Source organism: Methylobacter sp. BBA5.1 (assembly GCF_000746145.1).
Lineage (GTDB): Bacteria > Pseudomonadota > Gammaproteobacteria > Methylococcales > Methylomonadaceae > Methylobacter > Methylobacter marinus.
Genome location: NZ_JQKS01000020.1, coordinates 23,210 through 46,253 on the forward strand (window position 1 = coordinate 23,210; position 23,044 = coordinate 46,253).

The window sequence follows — 23,044 nt, forward strand, 5'->3', positions numbered from 1 at the left end:
CTCATTTATTAAAAAAATTGAAATTAACAAAATCCCTTAACAAAAACTCTGACTCATTATCTTGTTTGTTTTGTATTTTTTGACGAATCCGGAATAACAAAAAAGCCAGTCCCCAAGCCAGATTAGCCAATATCAGATAATGCCAACCATGATTTTTTAAAAAGTACCGTTGTCTAGATTCAAACCAATAACGAGGGCGTCTTTTTTTGCTGCCATCGGTCACGCCGGTTGAACTGCCAACGAAATGCACAACCCGGCTTGCCGGTACATACCAACAAGGCCAGCCCGACTTTTTCGCTTGCAAACAAAAATCCGTTTCTTCGAAATACAGAAAATATTTGTCATCAAATAGCCCAACGTCATCGAAAACCTGTTTCCGAATCAGCATACTGGCCCCGGCTACCCAATCAACACTAACAGGCACATCTGAAATCGGTAATGGTACCTGCCAGTTTTGTAACAGCCGGGTAATAATGCCTAACCTTAATCCATTATCCAATTCACTTAAAACGGAATGAAACCGAAATGCCGAGCATTGAGGCTTACCATCACTATCTTCGAGTCTTGATCCTGCAATGCCTACCTGGAGATTTTGCTGCATGAATGTCAGCAAATGTTGTAATGCATTTTCACGTACGAAGGTATCAGGATTTAATAACCAGATAAAATCAGCACTGAAACCCATTTTTTTCACAGATTCCATTGCCAGATTATTACCACCAGAAAAACCCAAATTGTTTTCCGAACAGATCAAATAGGCATTTTCATTATTTGAAATCCAATTACTAATTAAATCGACCGAATTATCCCCGGAAGAATTATCGACGATAACGACTTTAACGGATTGATTAAAAATAGCTTTCAACGACTCAAGACAATTAACGACTAACTCGCCTGTCCGGTAATTTACGATAACTATAGCTACGTTATAATTAATTTTATTAACCATTAATAAGTCCTTGTGGCTTCCTTGCTATAATTTCAAAAAATCGTTTATTACAATTGATTATTTTGCTGCCTGTTAACCGCAAGGGTTAATCCCTGTTCAAACAACTCTGTAGCGTCATCCCAACTATATCGGGTAGCCGTAGCATAGGCTTCATCTGATAATGCAAGCCACTCCTGCTCTGTTGAGCCTAATACTCGCATCACAGCGTCAGTCAAATTATTTACATCATCAATTTCGCATAGAAAACCGTTTTCCCCTTGCCTAATAATATCTTCCGGCCCCCCCACTTTGGTAGATACCACAGGACAACGGCATGCCATTGCCTCCAAAGGGGGCAAATGAAACCCTTCTGATCGACTACAGCAAAGCCATACATCGCATTGTTCGTATATCTCTCGCAGACGTGATTGCTGTGGCTGATATTCAAACTCAAAATACTCAGGGAATAAATTTTTTAAAGGCTGACTGCTTCCAAAACAAACTACACGCAATTCAGGTAATTGTTTTTTTACTTGTTCAATTACCCTTAGCGCGATATCAATACCTTTTAGCTCGGCATTCGAATATAAAAAACCCAATGTAGGCTTTATTTGTTTTGACCTTAACGGTGCAAAAAATAGATCAGTATCAACACTATTGGGAACTAGTGAAACTATTGAATCCTGATAAGTATTTTGCATCAAGTATAACAGCCAATTTGAAATAGTTATTTTATGCAACGGCAAACTATAGGTTTTCCTAACTCTTTCAATAGGTAACCATGGAAAAATCTCATGCCCCTGAATAAAATATACTTTTGCTCCTTTGCTTGCCGGAAATTGAGCAATCCATTCAGCCGTCTCCCACCAGGTTGCGATAACCACATCCGCATCAGGTACATCGTCACCCGTAACTGGCCGATTTGATTCCAAGTAAGTGACTTTAACACCCAATAAATCAAAATGATTTTGTAATTGTTCGGCAACCTTTATCCAGCCAGCACCTTTAATCAGCCCTTTTAATTGTTGTTTGAAGGTTAATAGTTTTTTCGGCGGAGCAATGACATTGACATGGTGCCCTCGCTCAATCAATTTTTTTGCATAAATGGCACATACTCTGACGCCACCAGACATTGATGCATTTGCCATTATTATTGTTATATTCATTCTGGACCTTTATTAAAATATCAGTACTTTTTAGTAGAACAATTTATGAACTTTTAGAAAATATGCCAATTTCCTAGCTTCTTTGATAATTTTTTGAGGAATCAGGCAAATTGGACGGAATCCGTTCTCTTAGTTGTATTAAGAATCGCATCAGTACGACCAAGCAGTGCGCCAGCCAATAACCATAACCAGGGCGCCAGCGAAGCATTGGGTAATTGATCGATCATAACAAACCCAACAAGAAGCGCGTGTGCCGATAGAAGAATCTTTTCCTGTTGCGTTTTAACCCACTTAAAAACAGATGCGGCACGAAAAACCGGCAATGCCAGAAGTCCGAATTCAGCAATAAAACCCAACCATCCAAATGTTCCCAAAGTGATAATCCATTTTCCATCCGTCACAGTCATATCCCTGCCGGTTTCTTCATTATGAACACGATTACGCCCCCAACCGCCCCATCCAAAAAACAAGCGTTGCCGAGCATGGTTCAGCAACATATCTTCATTTTCAAAGCGGAAACCCAATGATTCCGCACGCTCGGCGCTCATGGATTCCGTCCAGTTCATCAAGGTTTGATGAGGAAAAATATTCATAATACTCATATTTGGATAGAGCAGTGCTATCAACACCAATATTTTGGCTATTCGTAGCTGAGTCTTAAACGAAGTTACTTTAATCAACAAAAAGGCTACATAACCATATAGGATGGAGGCAACGCTTTTGCACAACAACAGCACCAACAATAAATAATAAGTAACTTTTGCCGATGAAAACTCACGTACTTTAATTTTTAACTGCCAAAATACCGTTGCAGCTATAACTGTAACGGCTGCAAAAAAAGCCACTAAAAGGCCATGCCCCATAAATACAACCGGCCTAAAGCCGCCAAACCGCTTTTCCTGACCAAAACTATGGGCACCATGCGGAAAATAGCCATACAGCCAACCATGTAATTGGGGGCTCATGCGCACTTCCAACAACATCAACAATGAATAAAACAATCCTGCCACAATAAGAGCTCTAAACAGAAGAGCATGATCTTCTTCGGTTCGAAACAGCTGCCGCCCAAGAAAAAATGGCATAATAACAATCAACTGATTGATTACTGCGGAAAGCGCGTCATAATGCTCCATCGGAGGCAACCGATGCCCGCCGACGAAAACAGCATCACTATTCAATTCCGCGGTAACAAAAGGCCCCAATATAAATAGCAGCAACAACCAGAGCACCCAACCGCGCTGACCTATAAAAGAAATTCTTCTCCCGGCTATAAAGCGGCAGCCAAAAAACGCTACAAGTGCTGGAATTGATTCCTTGCCAAGAGGCGGTATCATTGGTAAATCCACTTGGGTCCCTACCGGCAAAAACATATGCCCGCCGAGTATGGTCCATAAAGTCGCTTCCGTTACCGATTTAGATCGATATAACCGCACTGCAACCAATGGCCATAAAGCTAAAACGGCATAAGCAAACCAATTAGGCATTTAATATGTCATCCCTTATATTTTTGCGATTAAAAGCGGAATTTCTGAAATAAATTATTTGATAAAAAGCATGATATAGCTTTTCCATGCCATTAGATTTGCCGGATTAATCAAACACGCTCGAAACCCGCTTTTAATAGCCTTTAGTTTTTCGCCTTGCTTGTGCAAGCGCCAGGCAGAACCTATTAGCGCGCCTTGCAATTGATCTTTAGAATTAATTGCATCCCCTTGATCTTCCGGCACCAAAGGTGGGTGCCCAGATTGCAAATCATCAATTCCTTTTAAGGCGCGTTGCTGTCTAAAAAGACGAGCCGTTTCCTCAAAGAAAATCCTTTTTTTTGATGGTTGCGTATGTACAATCGATGAATCATTGAGCCGGTAAAAATAAACGTTTTCCGACATATAAAAGATTTTACATACTTCTGCAAGTCGAAATTGAAAATCAATATCTTCAGCGGAAACAAAAAACTCCCGAAAACCGCCTATTACATCCACAAGTTCACGCTTGATAATAAAAGTACATAAAGAAGTACGTGTTTGCCCTGAGAGAAGCTCTTCCGTAATATCACAAGAACACTTTCCTGAATCCAAATTGACAATATTGCCACCGTAGGAGTCCATTAAGGCAAACTGCGCGCAGACCGCTCCAACATCCGGATGTAATGCAAGCCAGCTCAATTGTCTTTCAATACAATCTTTTGCCAATAAATCATCCGCATCACAAAACATCACAAACCTGCCGCTGGCAAGCTTCACACCCTTATTTTTGGCTGCGGAGATACCCTGGGCGTTGCCATTTATCAACTTGATCCTGTGGTCATTATGCAAAATATTCTCAACAATCTCGCGTGATTGATCAGTTGATTGGTCGTCGATAATTATCAGCTCTACATCCTGAAAGGACTGACATAAAATTGAATCGACCGCTTCTGCAACATAGACTTCTGCATTGCGCATTGGCATGATAATAGAAACAACCGGATCTTTGTTCATAAAATCTTTAGAAATCAAGTTTTTAATAAAAAATTTGCAGTAAGTCTTAGTAAAAATTCATGAAATACAAAAACTAATTAAGAACTTGCTAAATTTCTGACATAACTTTTATAACTATTAGAAAATTAATTTTTCAACAAAGTTAATACCATATTTTATGTATATAATGAGTGAATTCAGAAAATTTATATTTTTTTAATAGCCTCTTTGATTTCAAATTATCGATTACATCTGGTGCAATATTTAATTAAATCCAAAGTTTGTTGCATAGATCGCTCTAAACCAAAGTAAGTACTAACTCGCTGAAAAGCTAATCTGCCAAACTCATCTCTTAGATTTTCATTATTAATCATATTAAGTATTGCTTTACTCAAAGCCTCTGGCGATTCTGGAGGAATGAGAATACCGCTATCTTTCATGAGTTCAGAAATTCCTCCAACTCTAGTAGCGATAACACAACGACTAGCTGCCATAGCTTCGGCAATTGATATACCAAAACTTTCCTGTCTTGATGGACAAACAAATAAATCTGAAGCCCATAACAATTGAGGTATATCAGATCTCTCACCTAGAAATTTTATTTGTGCCAGAATTTTTAATCTTATTGCTTGTTGTTTTAGAGCGACATGCTCTGATCCATTTCCTACAAGTACTAATGTAACTTTTTTTTGCTGGGCATCAGGCAACATTGCTACAGATTCTAGCAAAATATCCATGCCTTTCTCTCGGCTATGCCTACCAACTGCAATAACCATAATATTTTTACTAACTAAACCTAGCTTCTCTCGCCATTTATTACGTGAATTAACATTAAATTCAAATTTTTTAATATCTACACCGTTATAAATTAAACGTACAATGTCGCTCTGGCAACCATACTCATTAATATACCTATGATAAGCAATTTGATTCATACAAATAATTGCATCTAGCTGATTAGCAACAAGTTTAAATCTAATTTTTTTTAATATGTCTCGAATATGCAAATTCCTTGGAGGGTGCTTACGTGGTGGATATTTAGGCCATGCCGGTGGATCATTATGTTCTACGGTAATTACTCGATAACCTCTTATTAATGAAACTATAATTGCGTTACGATACGAATCCCAATTGGCAAATCTATTAAATAATACTATATTTGGATTAATTTTACCTAGCCACTGCCATATACTTTTAAAATTTGCAATACCAAACTGAAAAATAGGATCAAAGTTAATATTTACTATTTTAGCGCCATAACTTATTAAATCTTGATCATATCTCTCAGGTACAACACTATTAAAACCGAAACAAACACTTACATCTATACCATCATTTACCGCTGTATGTACTAAGTTTCTAAGATAGATTTCAGATCCTCCAATAAATCCACCGGAACTATGAAAAATTAATAGTTTTATAGACTCACCTTTGGTAACTTTATTTTCTATATATCTATCATTAATTTTCACTTTTCCAGCCATGTTCAAATAAAACCCCTCCCATGCCATACCATGTTAATTTACCAGTGCCAAAGAAATCACCTTCATATACCTCAAATTCTAAGGCCTGTTGCAATGAATCACACATATCTTCATAACGGTAATGATAAATATCATAGTTTAACCAATATTTCCCAGGGACAAGTCGAAATTTTGGAATATGACATAAGAAAGCACCACCATTTTTTTCAGCATTTAAAGAACTATTAAGTGGCTCTGTTTGGAGCATGGTCATAAGGCGACCATACAAATCATAAAAACCTATGCCAATATGAATATTACTTATATAATCTCCAGTATTGTTTTTATAATCAATACGTATAGTAATATCATCTCCACAATGTATATTATTAATAGCCAGGTTACTAGCGTTACAAAAACTAACATTTGTGGCAATAACCATTTTATTGCCTTTTCTGTCAGCCCTTTGCATTAAGTCAGAGTTATTTTTTCCTATAGGCTGAGCATATAAAGGGATAATTTCCCCAGTTTTCCCATCAGCAACTAATTGACCATTTCTTAATAAAATAGATCGCGAACATAAGGCGTTAATAGCTGCCATATTATGACTAACAAAAATAACTGTACGCTGGTGTTTTTGTGATATTTCCTGCATTTTACCAAGACATTTATCCTGAAATTCTATATCCCCTACTGCCAGCACTTCATCAACAATCAAAATTTCAGGTTCCAAATGCGCGGCAACCGCAAACGCCAAACGCACATACATGCCTGATGAATAACGCTTTACTGGTGTATCGAGAAATTTTTCTACCTCTGAAAAGTCGACGATTTCATCAAATTTTCGCTTGATCTCTTGCCTACTCATGCCCAGAATTGCACCATTGAGAAAGATATTCTCTCTGCCGGTCAGTTCGGCATGAAACCCGGTGCCTACTTCCAGCAAACTGGCCACGCGACCTTCGATGGTAATCCTGCCATGGGTCGGTTCAGTGATGCGACTCAGAATTTTTAGCAGTGTCGATTTACCCGCACCATTACGGCCAATAATACCGACGCGGTCACCTTGTTTAATTTCAAACGATATATCATTCAACGCCCAAAAGTCTTCATGACCAGGATCTATGTCGGATTTCTTGGTAAATCGTTTACTTACCGATTTAAAACCGTCGGTAATCGCATCGCGCAACGTGCCGCGCCCTCCGCTTCCGTTGGTTTGATGAGCAATGACGTATTTTTTGCTGAGGTTTTCAACCTTAATAACTGCGTCTGACATAACTAAATAATATCCGCGAAAGTGCGTTCCGTTTTACGAAAATACCAAATACCGCTGATTAACAGGCAAGCCACGATCCCGACAGACAACAGAAACCCTGGCCAGTATATCGCGGTGTCCTGACCCAAAATAGCCCAGCGGAAGCCATCGATCACACCAACCATGGGATTGAGCGAATATAACAGACGCCACTGTTCCGGCACGATATTGCTGCTAAAGCCTACTGGCGATACATATAAACCAAATTGCACTACGAATGGGACAATAAAACGGAAATCGCGATACTTAATATTGAGTGCGGTAAACCAAAGTCCACCGCCCAGCGCTGCAGCAAATGCCAGCAGGATTAAAAACGGCAGCATGAGCATGCCCCAGGTAGGTACAAACTGGTACCAGATCATCAGTGCAACCAGTATGCTGGAGGAAATCAAGAAATCGATAAAGCTGACGACAACCGCACTAGTAGGCACTATTAGACGCGGGAAGTAGACTTTGGACACCAGATTGGCATTACTGATCAGGCTGTTACTGCATTCGGATAAGGCATTGGCAAAAAATTGCCAAGGCAGCATCGCGGCAAATACCATTATGGGATAAGGCACGCCATCGGAAGGTAATTTCGCCAGTTTGCCGAAGATCACGCTGAATACAATCATCGTTAACAGCGGCCGCAGCACGGCCCAGGCGACACCAATAATGGTTTGCTTATAACGTACCAGAATATCGCGCCAGGCCAGGAAATAGAATAATTCCCGGTAGCGCCAAAGATCATGCCAATACTGGCGTTCGGTAAGTCCGGCTTCGATTACCAATTTAGGTTTGTCCGGGGTATTTATGTTGCCATTATCAATTACCGGTTGCAGTCTGGTCCTTTTGCTAACCTGATAATAACTGGCGGCCAGACCAATAATTATACAGGTGCCAAGAGGGATGTATGAAAGCGACGGTTGTTCGGTAAGAAATTGGTTGATTCCTGAAATGATGTCTAAATCCACTACCTGATCCTAAATACTGTTTAAACGATTATTGAAGCAAAACAATTGTACATAAAAGCTAATCTGATGCCATTCAGTTAAATCGTTACACCGGCAATCCATGCCGGAACAACAATATGTTTCTTAACTAGCGATTATTGGCTGAATAGCCGCAGAAATAGCTCATACTATTTACTAAGCCATCCTTAAATCGATAATAATTTATTTATATTACCTTGATATGTAAACTTCATTTATTCCTATATTGATATCTCCTGTATCGGGTACAACTATACCCTGTTTACCTCTGTTATTGGTATCCAGCAGATCAATATAATTGCCTGTAATTTCTATACGATCGGATTTAACGCTGTCTTCTGTCCTAACGGGTACTCTGATTGCCGTAGACCCGAAATCCTGGGAATGCGTTATGGTGTTATTTAAAATTCGCAAATCCGTGCAGGAAGCGCAACCGATGCCCACATTACCGACATTAGTCACCTTATTGTCCGTAATCAGCACATTGCTGAAGGATTCTTCTTTAGCATAACCGGGATCAACACTGATACCCCAACACGTTTCATGGGCAGAACCAATATCCTCATAAACCGTATTGTTTCTAATAGTTAGATCTTGTACAACCCCATGAACTACCAAGGAAACCCCATAGCATTTGCCATCCACTATAGCTGCTTTATATAGCGTATTATTGGAGACCGTAATTCCATAATTATCATTACCGCCAATGTAGATATTATGATTGAGTATCTTTCTGGCAAATCCATTATTAATGAACTTATTATTATCAATGATGCAATTATTGCAACCGCCTAGCCAACCCTGGCCTTTATTATTAGTAATAATTGAGTTTTTTAATATTATATTTTCATTGACCTGATTGGCGCCGGGATTGGGCGCATTGGCGCCGGCTGAATGCACACCAATATCAAACCCATCAATAATGACCCCATCAATGGTTACAAAGTCCACGTCATTGAACAGAAAAATACCATTTCCAGTACCGTTTCCCTTGAGTGACAGGTTTTTTACCACATAACCTTCATCATGGTCGGCAGAGCCTCCATCCTGAAAATTCAAAGCGCCACGATCGATACTATTTGTAATAACAGGACGCTTAGCATCTGTAGGCGCTATATTTGGTGGTATATAATCGGCTATGGTACAAGGTGCATCCTGTGTACAGTTTTGGTTAAATAGTCTAGGATAAGATGAAGTAAAAGTTCCGCCTCTACAAAATAAGATGGATTCGCCAGCGTTTAATTTACCAAATTTTGACATGGCATAATCAAATGTTGCCCAGGGTTCATAGGGGGACGAACCGGAGTTGCTATCACTTCCATTGTTACAAACATAATAATCCTGCGCATAGGATGAGCTTGAAAACAGGCAAAGCAATAAAAGAATTTTCTTTACATTAAATATATTTTTTTTCATCATCACATCCCAAAGCAGCTCAATCAAATTTTTTATTTAAACAATTTTAAAATACAAGGCGATTATTTTCTATTTACGCACATCAAGTCCCTAATAGAAAGTTAGCAGGTAAAAATAATTCCGTTAGAGATTTTTCCAACCGCAATAATCGGAGCCAAGTTTTCTCGCACAATATAATTTATTATAGTCAAACTTATTGCCAACCACATTATTGCCCATCAAAAATATGTCTATTGATAATCAGCGTAATGAGTTTAAAACTTCCATCCTTCTAGAAGTTATATTATCGTGAAAAAACATAGGTAATAACCATTACTTTCCAGAAATTTTGGCCGGTCTACTTTAATTTGCCCTTAAGAAGGGACGTTAGACTCGGACTGCTTTTATCCCGTTTGCCCTATCGGGTCATGCCCTATTAAAATTTAACGGGTTTTGCCGCACCGGTGCCGCATGAGTCTCTGGCATAGCTGCTCGCGGTAAATCCCTTTCTTCGGCAAGCCAGGGAGAATCTTGTCGAACCTGAATTGCTAAGGATTCGGTTATGTCGATATCCCTTCAAGTTAAGAGCGTTCCTGTGGGAACGATCTCATTATGCCTTTTGAATATTACGTCGCGATTTAAAATGGCCCGGTTAGTCGTTTAGTCGCGATGAGGGCATCGCTCCCACTTCTATATTCGCCTTCCTCATGTGCTGAATGTAGTGAAGCGCGTAAATTGCGATCGATGCTCCTTCTGTCGCCGGTACATCCCTAATTAACCAGGAAAATTGTTACGGCCGAATCCTAAGGAACGCGCATAAAATAACTTCCTCAAGTGCGCGGACGAATTTCAGATGTAGGTGCGGATTTATCCGCACAGTGCGAATACCCTGAAGGGCACAAGTGAATTCGCACCTACAATTCCCTGATTTATTCCATGCCCATTACTAAATAACTTGTTCACTCATCCTTCGACAGGCTCAGGGCGAACTGTAAAGCATAGGTTCACACAGTGCGAATGAATTCGCACCCACAATCTCGGTTAATAATATCCTTGATGATCGGGCAGGGTTTCCGATTTGTTTAGTACGGTGCCCAACAATTGAGTACCTGACAGCATCTGCAAAGCCCTGGTTACTTCTTCCGGCTTATTGCCGCCCTCTTCAACCACCAGCAAGGCCGCATCGAAATAGTCCATACTGGCCAGAACATCATCCGTGGACAGAATGGGCGGCAAATCAAATATTATGATTCTTGATTCATAGCGGCTTTTTATATCTTCAATCAAACTCTTCATTCTGGGGCTGGACAGCATTTCCGAAGCGTCTATCGTCTGGCTTCTACCAGGCAATAACACTAAACGCTGAAATCCGGGATTTATCAGGATATCAGATAAGGCTATATCGTTTTTTACGGTCTCAGTGCCCGTTAGCCAATAGCCTCCGGGATTTATCAGAATATCGGACAAGGGAATATCGGACATAAGGTAATCCTTCAACCCCAGTTCGACCTCCAGATCGAAATACCAGTGTAATTTTGGATACCTTAAATCCAGATCAACAAGCAGGACTGTCTGATTGACCTCCATGGACATTGCGATAGCCAGATTGGCGGCAATCATCGATTTTCCAGCGCCTTGTGTCGGAGCGGTGATGGCAAAACTGTTCCAATTGTTTTCCCGCAACTGCTTGAGGACTTTGGTGCGCAACATCCGGAATACTTCGGCTCTCGGATCATGCTTCAGCATCGCGACCACTCTGCGCTCTTTCATCACATCCTGATTGACCGCCTGCACTTTGGTCTGCGCATAGACTATCGGTTGGTCCTCGGGATGCTTGTTTTTTTTTGGACCGGCAGACTCAGGTTGTTCCAATTTATTGTTTTTATTTAAGGTTTGCTCTATCTGTTCCAATTTCATTGCCCCATGTTCACTGTTGTCCATCTATTCCCGATTGTATACCTATTGCTGAGAGTATAGATATATTTACATGTGTACGGCCTTTTCTGTCGCGATATAAATAATAAAATCTGCATAAGAAGTTTAAACCAATAATATTGCTTTTCCCTTAATAGTTCTTCTGAATAAAGTTATTTCATGAAAAGCTCTAATTTCGTTTATTAACTGATGTTATGCGCGCCACGTTTTTTGTTCCGTTTATTGCGGTAGCGATTGGTTGTTAAATCGATCTTTAATTAACTCATGATGTTGCTTTATCGTATTAATTTAGGCTCTTGCGGGTCGAATACCCTAAAGAGCACAAGTAAAATTTGCAGAGCATTCATAATAGTGCGAATAAATTCGCACCTACAATTTACTGGTCCTGGTCAGTGCGTAGGCTGGCTTGATAAACCCAGCATTTCGAATGCCCCCTTATGCTGGGTTTCCGCAAAGCTTCAACCCAGCCTACGCGCTTAGAAATAACCTTGTTCTTACGCGTAAAATTTGTAGAGTACTCATAGTGCGAATGAATTCGCACCTACAATTTACCCATCATAAATAAATTGACTGAGTACTTGTGTTTTATATAAGCCCCAACCTGTTCCAAGCTTTGAACCATAAAATATCAAGCGGCATGTAAAGCATATGCACGGATACTATCATTCCCAAAAACAATATTCCCGCTATAATGCTGAAGCTGATAATATTTTTTCTGGTCCGATCCCGGTCTTCCTGATTTTCAATATATGGCACTACAACCAGAGGCTCCATCCCGGTAATATGCGCCAGTGAACGATGCCCTCTGATGCTGCCGTCCATCATTTCCCTCAAATAACCGGCTCCCAAACCGGCACCCACGGAAACCATGAAACCCATGAACAGTATTTTAAACCGGTTAGGTTTGATTGGTTTACTTGGCAGACGCGGTGGTTCCAGCAAACTGAATTTTTCAGCCTTTTGCTCTTCCTCCAATGTCTGTGCCAGTTTGGCTTCAAGTTGCTTGGCCTTGAGTTCATTGTATTTAGCTTTGTTATTATCCAAATCCCTCATCAATTCATAGTAACCACGTTCAACTTGATGCGTTTGAGACACGCTCATTTCCAACGATTTTAATTTTTGCTGCAATTCGGCCTGGTGCCTTCTAATGCTGGCCAGCTCAATATCAGCTACATCCATTTCGCTTTTAATTTGCAACATTGCTGGATTATTAGTAATTTGATTCGCCAGCTTTTTGGCTGAGGACGGTTTTTTCGAATCCGTCAGTTCGGCTACTTTGCGTTGGGCAGCCTTAACATCGGGATGATTATCAGAATAGTGCAGCTGTAATTTTGCCAGTTCCTGTTTCGCTTCCTGCAATGCGGGACTTTCCCCAGACTGCTCAATGTTTTGTTCCGCTTCAAGTATTTCAACTTGCCGTTTAATTCGTATAATGTCGGGGTGTGCTGGTGAGTATTTGCTCAATAAACGTGCCTGTTCTTGTTTTAGTTCTGCGAGCGATGTCGGCGCATGCCCATCGGAAGCCGATGAAACTAGTAGACCTTGACTGGCAATGGCCATTTGCGACCTTAAACTGATTTTCCGTTCATCAAGCATTTTTTCCCGCAGGCCCAATTGCTGGATTTCACTTTCGATACGGCTGATCATTGATAAATTGACAGACAATAATTCCGGCAGGCTGTCCCTGTATTTTTCTTTATATTCAGCTAATTCATTTTCAATTTTCTGAATATCGAGCTTGAATTTCTGCGCCTCTTCTTCCAGAAACAGGGTTGTTTCCTCGGCCCGTTCCGTCCGGTTACGGACATTTTCGTTCAAAAACAAGGTTACCAGTTCATTGGTGACTTTTTGTGCCTGCTGCGGATCTTTATCATCAAATGACAATTTGAATGCAAGGGTTGCCTTGCTGTTCCTCCCATTACTGATCACATCGGCATTAACAAGCTCAAGGTGGGCGCTCATCCGGAATTGTTCAGCCAGCTCCGCTTCCGTTAGCTTTCCCCTTTCCTTAGGGTACAGGCCAAATTTGTTAATGATTTTCGTTAAATTGTCGGTTGTCATAACCCGTTGCTGAATCAGACTGATACGCTCGTCCGCATAGCTGGTGACGGTTGACTTGACCAGATCGGTTGGAATTTGCTGCTGTTCAATCAAAATGGTGGCTTGCGATTGATAAACCGGCGGTAAAATCAATGCCACCACAACACTGGCCATTAACAATAAAAGCGCAGGAATGACAATGATATATTTCCGCCTGCGCGCCATTTGCAGGTAATCTTTCAGGGTTTTAACATTTTCTTCCATTGCAGTCTCTATCTTGAAATACTTAAACCGGGCCAATTGTAATTAATGGATAACATAAATATATTTGAATCTCCGTCTCCTATGGCACCCCTTGAGCCGACTATTGCAGCGGTATCACCTCTATCCTGCTTTCTGTAGGCATAGGATGCCGACATCAACCAATCCTGCGTTAATTTCCAGTCCACATGAGGTGAAATCCGCGTATTAGTGCGGCTTATTCCTAAGCTGTCTTCATCGCCACTAGCTGAATCCGTTTCCTGATAGCTGGCCGCCACCCCGCTCGAAAGCCGTTCGGTTATCTGATACGACAAGTCCAGACTGACCCGTGTCTGTTCAGTTAACTGTCCCTGACCGGAAGGCACTAGCGACCGGCTTACGCCGAAATTTGATGACAGCCTTTCTCCTTTATAGTTAATACCGACGTCCGCTAAAAACCCTTCTGTGGTATTTTGCTCGGTTGCTGTCAACAGACCGGGGATTATCACTGTCTCTGTGCTTGTGTCAGTGATTCGCCCGCCAATAGTACCGCTGAATTGCCATTTTTCAGAAAATTGATAGGACGATGAGAGATTTATCCCGTAACTGTCGCTGTTCGAGTTTACCTGCCCTGTCGATTCATAATTTGTATAAAATACGGAAATGGACTGCATAAACAATTCACTCCACTGCCGCTGCCAACCTATATTGACCGACTTATTTTCGTTATCATTAAAATTATTAAAGTCGGCTCCATTATTAGAACCGCCGTTGGAATAGGTTGATTTTGAATAGGAGGCTGAACCGATCAGACTATCCAACTCCGTAAATCTATAAGAATAGCTTGGCGTGACTGACAGGTTTTTACGATCCGCATTGGATGAAAAATTACCCGTGTCCTGTTCCGCGAAATTCTGGCTAGGTGCAATAGAGTAATTTGCACTTAATCCCAGATTACTACGCTCGGTCCTATAAGCGGTGCTCAATCCGTAATGCTGCGGGTTGTTATTGAACTGTTCTATCTCAGTATAATGCTGGAGGCCATAACTGGCCATGCCCACTATATCCCACACTTCGGTTTTACGCGTAAAATTAATGGTAGGCGTTAAGTCGTAAATAACCGAGCCTTGCGGATTTTGAGACATTCTGACATTGTCGTTATAGGATAACGCCTGATTTATAGTGGCATTTACCCCCCATTCAGCGGCATCGATACCTGAACAAAAAGCGAATGCACCAATAATGAATGCTATCCTCGCGCGGCTTGCATAAGACTCTTGCTTACTGAAGATTGTTTTCATGTGCTCAATCTACGCTTATTGCTTAGTTTATAAAGCGCGATTAAGGCACTACAATGACATCTCCACTCTGCAGCAAGTGGTTATTTTCCAGTTTATCGCCGTCTTCCGCATCGCTGTACTCAAACTCGATGGACTCGGATTTGTCGCCGTTACGACGCAGAATGACAATATCATTGGCTTTTGCGAATGCTGTCAAACCGCCGGCAAGACTCAACATCTGCATAACATCCATCGGTTGATACATAACGAACTGGCCGGGTTTTTTCACTTGGCCGATCACATAAATAGCATTGCCTTCAACCGATTTGACCGAAATATTAACCACCGGATCGGCAATATACTCTGCGAGTCTTTCTTTCAGAATAGCCTCTATCTGATCTATCGATTTACCGGCAACCTGGAAATTTCCAGCTAGAGGGAAACTGATGCTGCCATCGGGTAATACACGCAATTCCTGTTGCAGGGCTTCCTCATTCCAAACCGAAATATCGAGAATATCACCAGGGTTAACCGTATATTGATAAGAGTCAGCGCGGGCAGTTTGAATAAAAAAAATCGTTGACAGCAAAACAATTCTGATAAGAAACGACATAATTTTTTATTTCTGTTTTATAAAAATTAAAAAAGGGGCAGAACGCCCCTTTAGTATAACGGAAAAATTAATTTCCTTATGCAACAGATTGTGCTGAATTGCCTTTACGACGTGAAAAGCCGACCAATCCCATCAAAGCTGAGCCGAATAACCAAACGGCAGCTGGAATTGGTGTTTGAACATTAAGCGTATAGCTACCAGTTCCATGAGCTAGTACATTTATGAAATACTGAGTATTTGCTGCCAACAAATAACTGAATTTCCACTCAGGACCAACCTGAGTAGCAGCTACAAGTAATGTAGTTAAAGAACTGTCCGCATAAAGGTTAACCCCATCTATAATTGCAGTGGCTTGTGGCGTTGTAATTGAGAAAGATGAGACATATGAAGCCTCTGGATTAGATTCAATACCCCAGATATGGTCGATTGGGCTACCATTAATTTGACCAGAGCCGGAAACCAATTGACCGGTGCCACCAAAATTAACCGCCATATTGGCCAAATCAGTCGCATCAGGATCCTCTTTTGTTAGCGTTAAAGTAGCCGCGTTTGCGCCAAAAGAAAGCACGGATAAAAATACAAAACTTAAAAAAACTTTTTTCATAAAAAATACCTGCAACAAATTATAAACTATCATAATTTGCAACCCGACTATCTTGACAAAACCATTTATCAAGACTCGTGGTTTTCCGCCCCTGCTTCACAACAGGTTTGGCCTTAATCATCCGTGAAACATGCCAACCACCCGATTGGTCACGCACCATACAACCCACCACTCCTAATATTTATTAATGGCATTCAGCCGTTAGTTTCAACACGCCGGAAACACTACTTTATGCCATATTAATATTTAGAACTTTCACATTATTTTGGAAAAGCAAATAGCCAAAATACTTAGGCTGAAGGAATTTTTGATAAGTTTGCACAAAAATCAGCAAACCCTTTACCCCTACGATCCGCCCCTCATAAAACATGGTAAAACTACAGTTATTTCATTCTTCCTGAACTTCAAAAATCCAGCACAGTTGCGATTATAATTGTTTTTTTCTATTTGAATATTGTACTAAAGTACAATATTCAAATTCGCTAGTAGGCCTTCGCTCCCAAAAAACCTTTAAATATGGTCAAAAATATGATCTTCATATCTAGCCATAGAGACCAGTTTCTTATATAGGCCAGATCATATTCTATTCTTCCTTCCATTTTATCCAAGGTATCCGTTTCGCCTCGATATCCATTGATTTGCGCATATCCGGTTATACCCGGCTTTACCTTATGCCTGAGCATGTAGCCTTTTATTTGTCCACGATACCATTCGTTATGCGCTACCGCATGAGGCCTGGGGCCAACGATTGACATTCTTCCTTGTAATACGTTAATAAATTGAGGCAATTCATCCAATGATGTACGTCTTAAAAAAGCACCCAATTTCGTTACCCTGGGGTCATTCTTTTTTGCTTGTTTAACCTTATCGCCATCTTCACTGACGGTCATCGTTCTGAATTTCCAGACGACTATTTTTTCGCCCCCGATACCGTATCGTCTTTGTTTAAAGATCACGGCGCCAGGCGAGCTCATTCTAACACTTATACTGATGATTACAAATGGTATTGCAATGATTATTAAAATAATCAGACTTAACAGTATATCGAAAACTCTTTTTATAATGCCGTCAACCCCATAGAACGGGGTATCAAGAATACTGATGACAGGAATACCTTTTATATGATGCAGGCTGGATCTTAGCAGATCAAATACAAATAAATCAGGCACATAATAAACAGAAACAGTTGAATCCGATAACTGTTCAATCAAATCCTTAATTCGATGCTCGGCCCGCAAGGGAAGTGTAATATAAACAATATCAATGGCGCCCTCCTTGGCATTTTTGATCAGTTGCTGCAAGTTTCCTTCCAATTTATTTTCAGCCAGGACGCCCCTGCCGTCCTCTATTTTCTGCCGGTCATCGTAAAAGCCGACAAAATGCAGCCCCATTGATTCATCTTCGATAAATATCCTTTTTAATTCGCCCCCTAATCGCGTTGCCCCGACAATCGCAACGCGACGGGTATTTCTGCCATTTTTTCTTATAATAGCTGCAACGGTACTGATAATAATGTGCCAGGATACTATCTCTACAGGCACCATTCCTATCCACATCCAAAAATACTGCCTAAAAACAGGATCTACCAAGGGATAAGCTTGATCGGCACAAATTATTACAATTAATACCCAAAACCATGAAATAAGAATACGTTTTATTTCAGCCTGAATGGATAGGCCTCGACTGTGCCGGTATAGCTCATTGAACTCTGCAAAAATTCCGAAGGAGACAACTGAAATCAGAAGCCACCAGGTATACTTACGATCCCATTCAATAGCATGGAGCTCAAGAATCGCCCACAACGTCAATCCGATAACGATAACATCCAGCAACCTGATCAAGGTAATTAATTTATTAGTGTGAGGGCGAATTATGCCGAACTTTTGAGCTCTGTTCACTTTGAAAAATATTTCTAAACTTTATTGAAGATTATTGTGTGATTAAATTGAACCGTTAAGTATCAATGATTCTAAGGCATTTCAGATATCGCTACAAGATAGTAACCTAAGTGTCATGATCCTCCTAATAAATCTAAGCCACGAATTTAATTCCAGTTTTTCAATTTTTATTTCACATTGAGTCGATTGACTCTTTATAAATCAAGTTATTCCGATAAATTTATCGGGCTATTAATTGTTATCTCATAATCTGATTTTCAATAACTTGTATTTTTAATACCACTTTCTAGGGCCTAAAATAAGCGGCAATAACATTCAATTGATGCCTAACCACAGCAACTTATAGAGCTAAACGATCAACCTGCTCAAGCGAATCAAAAGTTCCAAAATGAAGCGCACTTCACTCTCCTATTAAAAAATTTAGATAAATACCTTACTCATCATTGCCTTACATTAATGCGATTCAACCAAGTATTGCCACTATAGATTTGGGAATTATCGCTTAATTAACTGCTCTATAAGAAAGCGAAAGATGTTGTTTCCACAGGGAGTGCGTTTCACTGGAAGCTTGCTTTGGTTATGGGGGAAATGGATGGCGTAACCCGTCATTGCATTCTCGGAAAACAGTGAAAACCAGTACTTAGCAATGAGCATGGAATAAATTGGAGAATTGTAGGTGCGAATTCACTTGTGCCCCCTGAGGGTATTCGCACACTTGAGGAAGTTATTTAATGCGTGTTCCTTAGTCAGTCTTGTTCTGACGAGTAAAATTTGCAGAGTATTCATGGCACGCGAATAGTGCGAATACCATGAAGGGCAAAAGTACCCATAGGGCATAAATGAATTCGCACCTGCAATTTAACCGCCATTTAAATTGACTGAGTGCTAGGCGACCGTTATGACCTGCAGCGCCTCCAGTCGCCTTCATTGGATGGCTGGAGGCTAAACATCGATCCCATTTGTCCCTATCGGTCACTGCCATGAAGTTAAGCCGGAGGGTTCAAACGGTTAAGGCCTAAATGTAATGACGAAATCCTTACGGGTACAAATGGCGCAATGTGATATCGAAATGCTGTACATTTTTCTTTATAAGGCAGGAGAAATGCTCTGCCCTATCGCTTCTGGAACCTATTAATCTTTCATGGATTAATATCGGCAGGAGATATTGGAGGTGTCAAATGAACAAAGGTAATGTTGTACCTGCGGAATCTGTTGTGGTTGTGGATTTTCAAAATTATAAAATTCGAAGTATCGCTCAAGAGTATGTCAGGCTTTTAGCCGAGTACGGCGTCGAAGCCGCCTCCTTATGGAGCATGGATAAAGTAACCGATAACATAGAAAAAAAGCAGTTTAACCAGTTTGTCATACAGGAAATGCGTAAGTACGGTTTTGTCGCTCGTGAACATTGAGTAATAAGGAGGGCAATTTGAATCCGGTTATTTGGCGACCATCAGTCAAACGACAAGAAAAGGCCAATATTAGCCGTTTTATGGAGAAAGTACGCGAATGCCGCGGTATCAATGTCACAGATTATGAAGAGCTATACCGCTGGTCCATAACTGAACCGGCGGCATTTTGGGATCTGATGTGGCAGTTTGCCGGCATTATCGCTACTTGCAAAGGGACACAAATTGTAGCGGATGCCGACAAAATGCCCGGCACCAAGTGGTTTCCAGAGGCGCGGCTTAATTACGCGGAAAATCTGTTGCTTAAAGGCCATAAAAACCAGTGCGCCATTATTTTCCGCGGCGAAAACTGCGAAAGCCAACACATATCTTATGGCGAGTTGTACCGCCATGTTTCGCAACTTGCGCAAGCGCTGCGCAACGATGGCGTTATACCGGGCGATCGGGTTGCCGGCATTTTGCCGAATCGGCCTGAAAGCATTATCGCGATGCTGGCGACAACCAGCCTGGGAGCGATATGGAGCAGCTGTTCGCCTGATTTTGGTGTGGCCGGCATTGTGGATCGCTTCAGCCAGATTACCCCCAAGGTATTATTGGTCGGCGACGGTTATTTTTTCAACGGCAAAACTTTTGATCGCACCAGCCAGATAGCGCCGCTGCTACAAGCCATGCCATCCATTGAAAGACTCGTGCTGATTCCCGTAATCAACAGCTTTGACGGGACAAATGAAAATCAGGTGACGCTTTGGCAGGATTATATCGCCGATTTCCCTGATAACCGACCCATTGCATTTGCGCAGATGCCATTTGATGCGCCGCTGTTTATTCTTTATTCATCGGGCACGACAGGCCCTCCCAAATGCATTGTCCATGGCGTAGGCGGTACGCTAATCCAGCACCTGAAAGAGCACAGGCTGCATACCGATATTCATGCCGGCGACTGTTTATTTTATTACACCACCTGCGGCTGGATGATGTGGAACTGGCTGGTTTCCGGCCTGGCATCGGGTGCGACACTGGTGATTTATGACGGCTCGCCCCTTTATCCTTCGGCTGATTCCCTGTTTGATTTGATCGATGCCTACCGGATTAATGTCTTCGGCGTTTCCGCGAAGTATATCCATGCGCTGAAAAAAGCCGCTATTACGCCTAAGGATACGCATAGCCTGGCCTCGCTCAGTACGATTTTGTCCACCGGATCGCCGTTGGCGCCGGATAGCTTTGATTTCGTTTATGAGTCGATAAAATCCGATGTCTGTTTATCCTCTATTTCAGGCGGTACCGACATCATTTCCTGTTTTGTCCTGGGTTGCCCGATTCTGCCGGTCAGGCGTGGCGAGATTCAGTGCCGGGGACTGGGCATGAAAGTCGAAGTCTACGATGATAAAGCGCGGTCAGTAACAGGCGAAAAAGGCGAATTAGTTTGTACGGCGCCGTTTCCCTCCATGCCGGTTGGATTCTGGAATGATCCGCGGCAGCGCCAATATCATGCCGCTTATTTCGAGAAATTTCCCGGCGCCTGGAATCATGGCGATTATGTGGCCCTAACCGGTCAGGGCGGCATGATCATGTACGGCCGATCCGATGCCGTTTTGAACCCGGGAGGTGTCAGAATAGGAACGGCGGAGATATACCGTCAGGTAGAGCAAATCGATGAAGTGTTGGAAAGCCTGGTCGTCGGGCAGGATCACGACGGTGATTGCCGGCTTATTTTGTTTGTGGTGTTACGCCCTGGCCTACAATTAAGCGATCAGTTAATAGCCGCCATCAAGCAACACATCAGGCAGAATGCCTCGCCTCGCCATGTGCCGGCACTCATCCTGCAAGTGACCGATATCCCGCGTACCAAAAACGGCAAAATTGTCGAGCTTGCGGTGCGCGATATCATTCACAGCCGACCGGTCAGAAATCAGCAGACGCTGGCCAATCCCGAAGCTCTCGAACAGTTTAGGCAGTTTTTGCCATTGCTTGGGTGAGCCGTCTTAATCGCTAATGTGCAGACAATTGGCTCAGGCGCCTAAAGGTTCGGCGAAAAATATCAAGGCCATCCCCGTGGGAGCGATGCCTACATCGCGACTTGCCGGACGTCAGTGGATAAATCAGCAGGGCCGAATCATTTATGCCCTATGGGTACTTGTGCCTTTCAGGATATTCGACCCAAGACAAACGCCAGAGTGGTGCCGATACTAACAGGCAGCGCCCGCCCCCTCCGGGACACAAGCCAATTCAACCCTATGGATTCAAAATAACCGTCGCGCTGGCGGAGCTGCTATACCTCGAATTGTGTCCACTTCAGTGAACAGCCGCCAGTTCACGGCGCTGCTCATCCAGACCATCCCAAAAGGCCGCAACGCCATCAAGCATTTCACATCCATAATGAATGAACTGATCTTCATCCAGTTGCCGGGTGAAATAAAGCTCTTCAAGCTCTTCCTGCGTATGCGAAGCGTGCTGCGCCTCCAGCTTATCGTGCCAGATAAAAAATCCCAATGGCAGCTTAAGGCCGGTACGCTCATTGAAGCGCCTGAAGCCTTCGATCAACTGCCCCCAGAATCCGGCCGCTGCCCAGTTTTCCACCGCATAACTGGCCGCCTGGGAAATCTGGTAATTTTCGCCACCGTACAATCGGATCAATTCATCACAAAAAAACAGCGTGGATTCGGTCCCATGTTTGGGTTGGCCTATGTCGGCAAAATCCAGGCCCAATTTTTTAGCGATGGTATACAGCCATTCAAAATGGCCGGCGGAGAAATGAAATATGCTGCCCTCCACGCTGCCTTCGGTGGAACCCAGGCCATGGGCATCGATTTTTTTTCCCGGAGGCTTGAAGCTGACGCCCAATTCATTAGCCAGGATTTCTTTTGATGCCCGCATGGTTTCCAGGGTGTCGGCATGGATCATTTTATTAAGCTGGGCGATCAGGAACTGGTTGGAAAATACTGAGAACTGAATGATAAAAGCTTTAATCTGGTTCAGGTTCTGGTTGCCTTGTTCAAACCATAGCGCATAAGGATTACAGGTTATCACTCGATGCTCGAGCAGTTCCCTGTCGATGCGATGCTGAAACTGCAGAAACTGCCGGGCCTTATCGATGGTATATCCGTCTTGATGTGCGTTAAGAGCCGTCAGGGAAGGTAGACTTAATCCTTCGATATGATGTTGTTGTGCAAGGTTTTTCAATGATTTATAGAGATCGTCTCTCATGATGCGCCTCTAAATTCAAAATAACTTTCAATTAAGACTGAAATTCGGCCAGATAGTGCCCAACTCATGAGCAGGCACCGACCTGGACACCGCCATCAAGCCAAGATCCAACCCTTCGTCCTGACCT

The 23,044-nt window shown here is 42.1% G+C and carries 17 protein-coding genes and 1 riboswitch; of the genes, 2 read left to right on the plus strand and 15 right to left on the minus strand.

What is annotated here, in order from left to right:
* Position 1: 1 nt before the first annotated feature.
* From EK22_RS13210 to EK22_RS13275, 14 genes are all read right to left on the minus strand, one after another.
* A complete protein-coding gene (locus EK22_RS13210) occupies positions 2–949 on the minus strand; it encodes a glycosyltransferase family 2 protein (RefSeq protein ID WP_036251726.1) in 948 nt (315 codons plus the stop codon).
* 47 nt (positions 950–996) lie between these two features.
* Entirely contained in the window at positions 997–2,094 is a 1,098-nt protein-coding gene (locus EK22_RS13215) for a glycosyltransferase family 4 protein (RefSeq protein WP_036251729.1), read from the minus strand.
* A gap of 101 nt (positions 2,095–2,195) precedes the next feature.
* Entirely contained in the window at positions 2,196–3,578 is a 1,383-nt protein-coding gene (locus EK22_RS13220) for a hypothetical protein (RefSeq protein ID WP_152565103.1), read from the minus strand.
* Positions 3,579–3,632: 54 nt separating this feature from the next.
* Positions 3,633–4,571, minus strand: a complete 939-nt coding sequence (locus EK22_RS13225; protein WP_081917894.1) for a glycosyltransferase family 2 protein — start codon at positions 4,569–4,571, stop codon at positions 3,633–3,635.
* A 218-nt stretch (positions 4,572–4,789) separates the two neighbouring features.
* Positions 4,790–6,034: a glycosyltransferase family 4 protein gene (locus EK22_RS13230; protein WP_161786437.1), complete on the minus strand. Its 1,245-nt coding sequence runs from the start codon at positions 6,032–6,034 to the stop codon at positions 4,790–4,792.
* Positions 6,012–7,289 (minus strand): ABC transporter ATP-binding protein, encoded by a 1,278-nt coding sequence (locus tag EK22_RS13235; protein WP_036251737.1) that lies wholly within the window; start codon positions 7,287–7,289, stop codon positions 6,012–6,014. The genes EK22_RS13230 and EK22_RS13235 overlap by 23 nt, the downstream gene beginning before the upstream one ends.
* A 2-nt stretch (positions 7,290–7,291) precedes the next feature.
* Entirely contained in the window at positions 7,292–8,284 is a 993-nt protein-coding gene (locus tag EK22_RS13240) for an ABC transporter permease (protein WP_235209369.1), read from the minus strand.
* Between the two features lie 210 nt (positions 8,285–8,494).
* Positions 8,495–9,745 (minus strand): right-handed parallel beta-helix repeat-containing protein, encoded by a 1,251-nt coding sequence (locus EK22_RS13245; protein ID WP_235209371.1) that lies wholly within the window; start codon positions 9,743–9,745, stop codon positions 8,495–8,497.
* A 993-nt stretch (positions 9,746–10,738) separates the two neighbouring features.
* Entirely contained in the window at positions 10,739–11,638 is a 900-nt protein-coding gene (locus EK22_RS13250) for a CpsD/CapB family tyrosine-protein kinase (protein WP_036251739.1), read from the minus strand.
* A 579-nt stretch (positions 11,639–12,217) separates the two neighbouring features.
* Positions 12,218–13,936 carry a Wzz/FepE/Etk N-terminal domain-containing protein gene (locus EK22_RS13255; RefSeq protein WP_036251741.1) on the minus strand — a complete coding sequence of 573 codons (1,719 nt, stop codon included), beginning with the start codon at positions 13,934–13,936 and terminating at the stop codon, positions 12,218–12,220.
* An 8-nt stretch (positions 13,937–13,944) separates the two neighbouring features.
* Positions 13,945–15,213, minus strand: coding sequence for a porin family protein (locus EK22_RS13260; RefSeq protein ID WP_036251743.1), 1,269 nt, complete (start codon positions 15,211–15,213; stop codon positions 13,945–13,947).
* Between the two features lie 40 nt (positions 15,214–15,253).
* Positions 15,254–15,805 (minus strand): polysaccharide biosynthesis/export family protein, encoded by a 552-nt coding sequence (locus EK22_RS13265; protein ID WP_020160190.1) that lies wholly within the window; start codon positions 15,803–15,805, stop codon positions 15,254–15,256.
* A gap of 76 nt (positions 15,806–15,881) precedes the next feature.
* A complete protein-coding gene (locus EK22_RS13270) occupies positions 15,882–16,409 on the minus strand; it encodes a hypothetical protein (protein ID WP_081917895.1) in 528 nt (175 codons plus the stop codon).
* Positions 16,410–16,443: 34 nt separating this feature from the next.
* Positions 16,444–16,531: riboswitch (cyclic di-GMP riboswitch) on the minus strand.
* A 360-nt stretch (positions 16,532–16,891) separates the two neighbouring features.
* Positions 16,892–18,307, minus strand: coding sequence for an undecaprenyl-phosphate glucose phosphotransferase (locus EK22_RS13275; RefSeq protein ID WP_027147393.1), 1,416 nt, complete (start codon positions 18,305–18,307; stop codon positions 16,892–16,894).
* A 1,178-nt stretch (positions 18,308–19,485) separates the two neighbouring features.
* On the opposite strand from EK22_RS13275, the gene EK22_RS13280 reads away from it, so the two are divergent.
* Positions 19,486–19,716: a hypothetical protein gene (locus EK22_RS13280; RefSeq protein ID WP_020160188.1), complete on the plus strand. Its 231-nt coding sequence runs from the start codon at positions 19,486–19,488 to the stop codon at positions 19,714–19,716.
* 17 nt (positions 19,717–19,733) lie between these two features.
* On the plus strand, positions 19,734–21,689 hold the full coding sequence (locus EK22_RS13285; RefSeq protein WP_036251869.1) for an acetoacetate--CoA ligase: 1,956 nt from the start codon (positions 19,734–19,736) through the stop codon (positions 21,687–21,689).
* Between the two features lie 316 nt (positions 21,690–22,005).
* Here EK22_RS13285 and EK22_RS13290 read toward each other — a convergent pair whose 3' ends face one another.
* A complete protein-coding gene (locus EK22_RS13290) occupies positions 22,006–22,917 on the minus strand; it encodes an adenine nucleotide alpha hydrolase family protein (protein ID WP_036251749.1) in 912 nt (303 codons plus the stop codon).
* Positions 22,918–23,044: the final 127 nt, after the last annotated feature.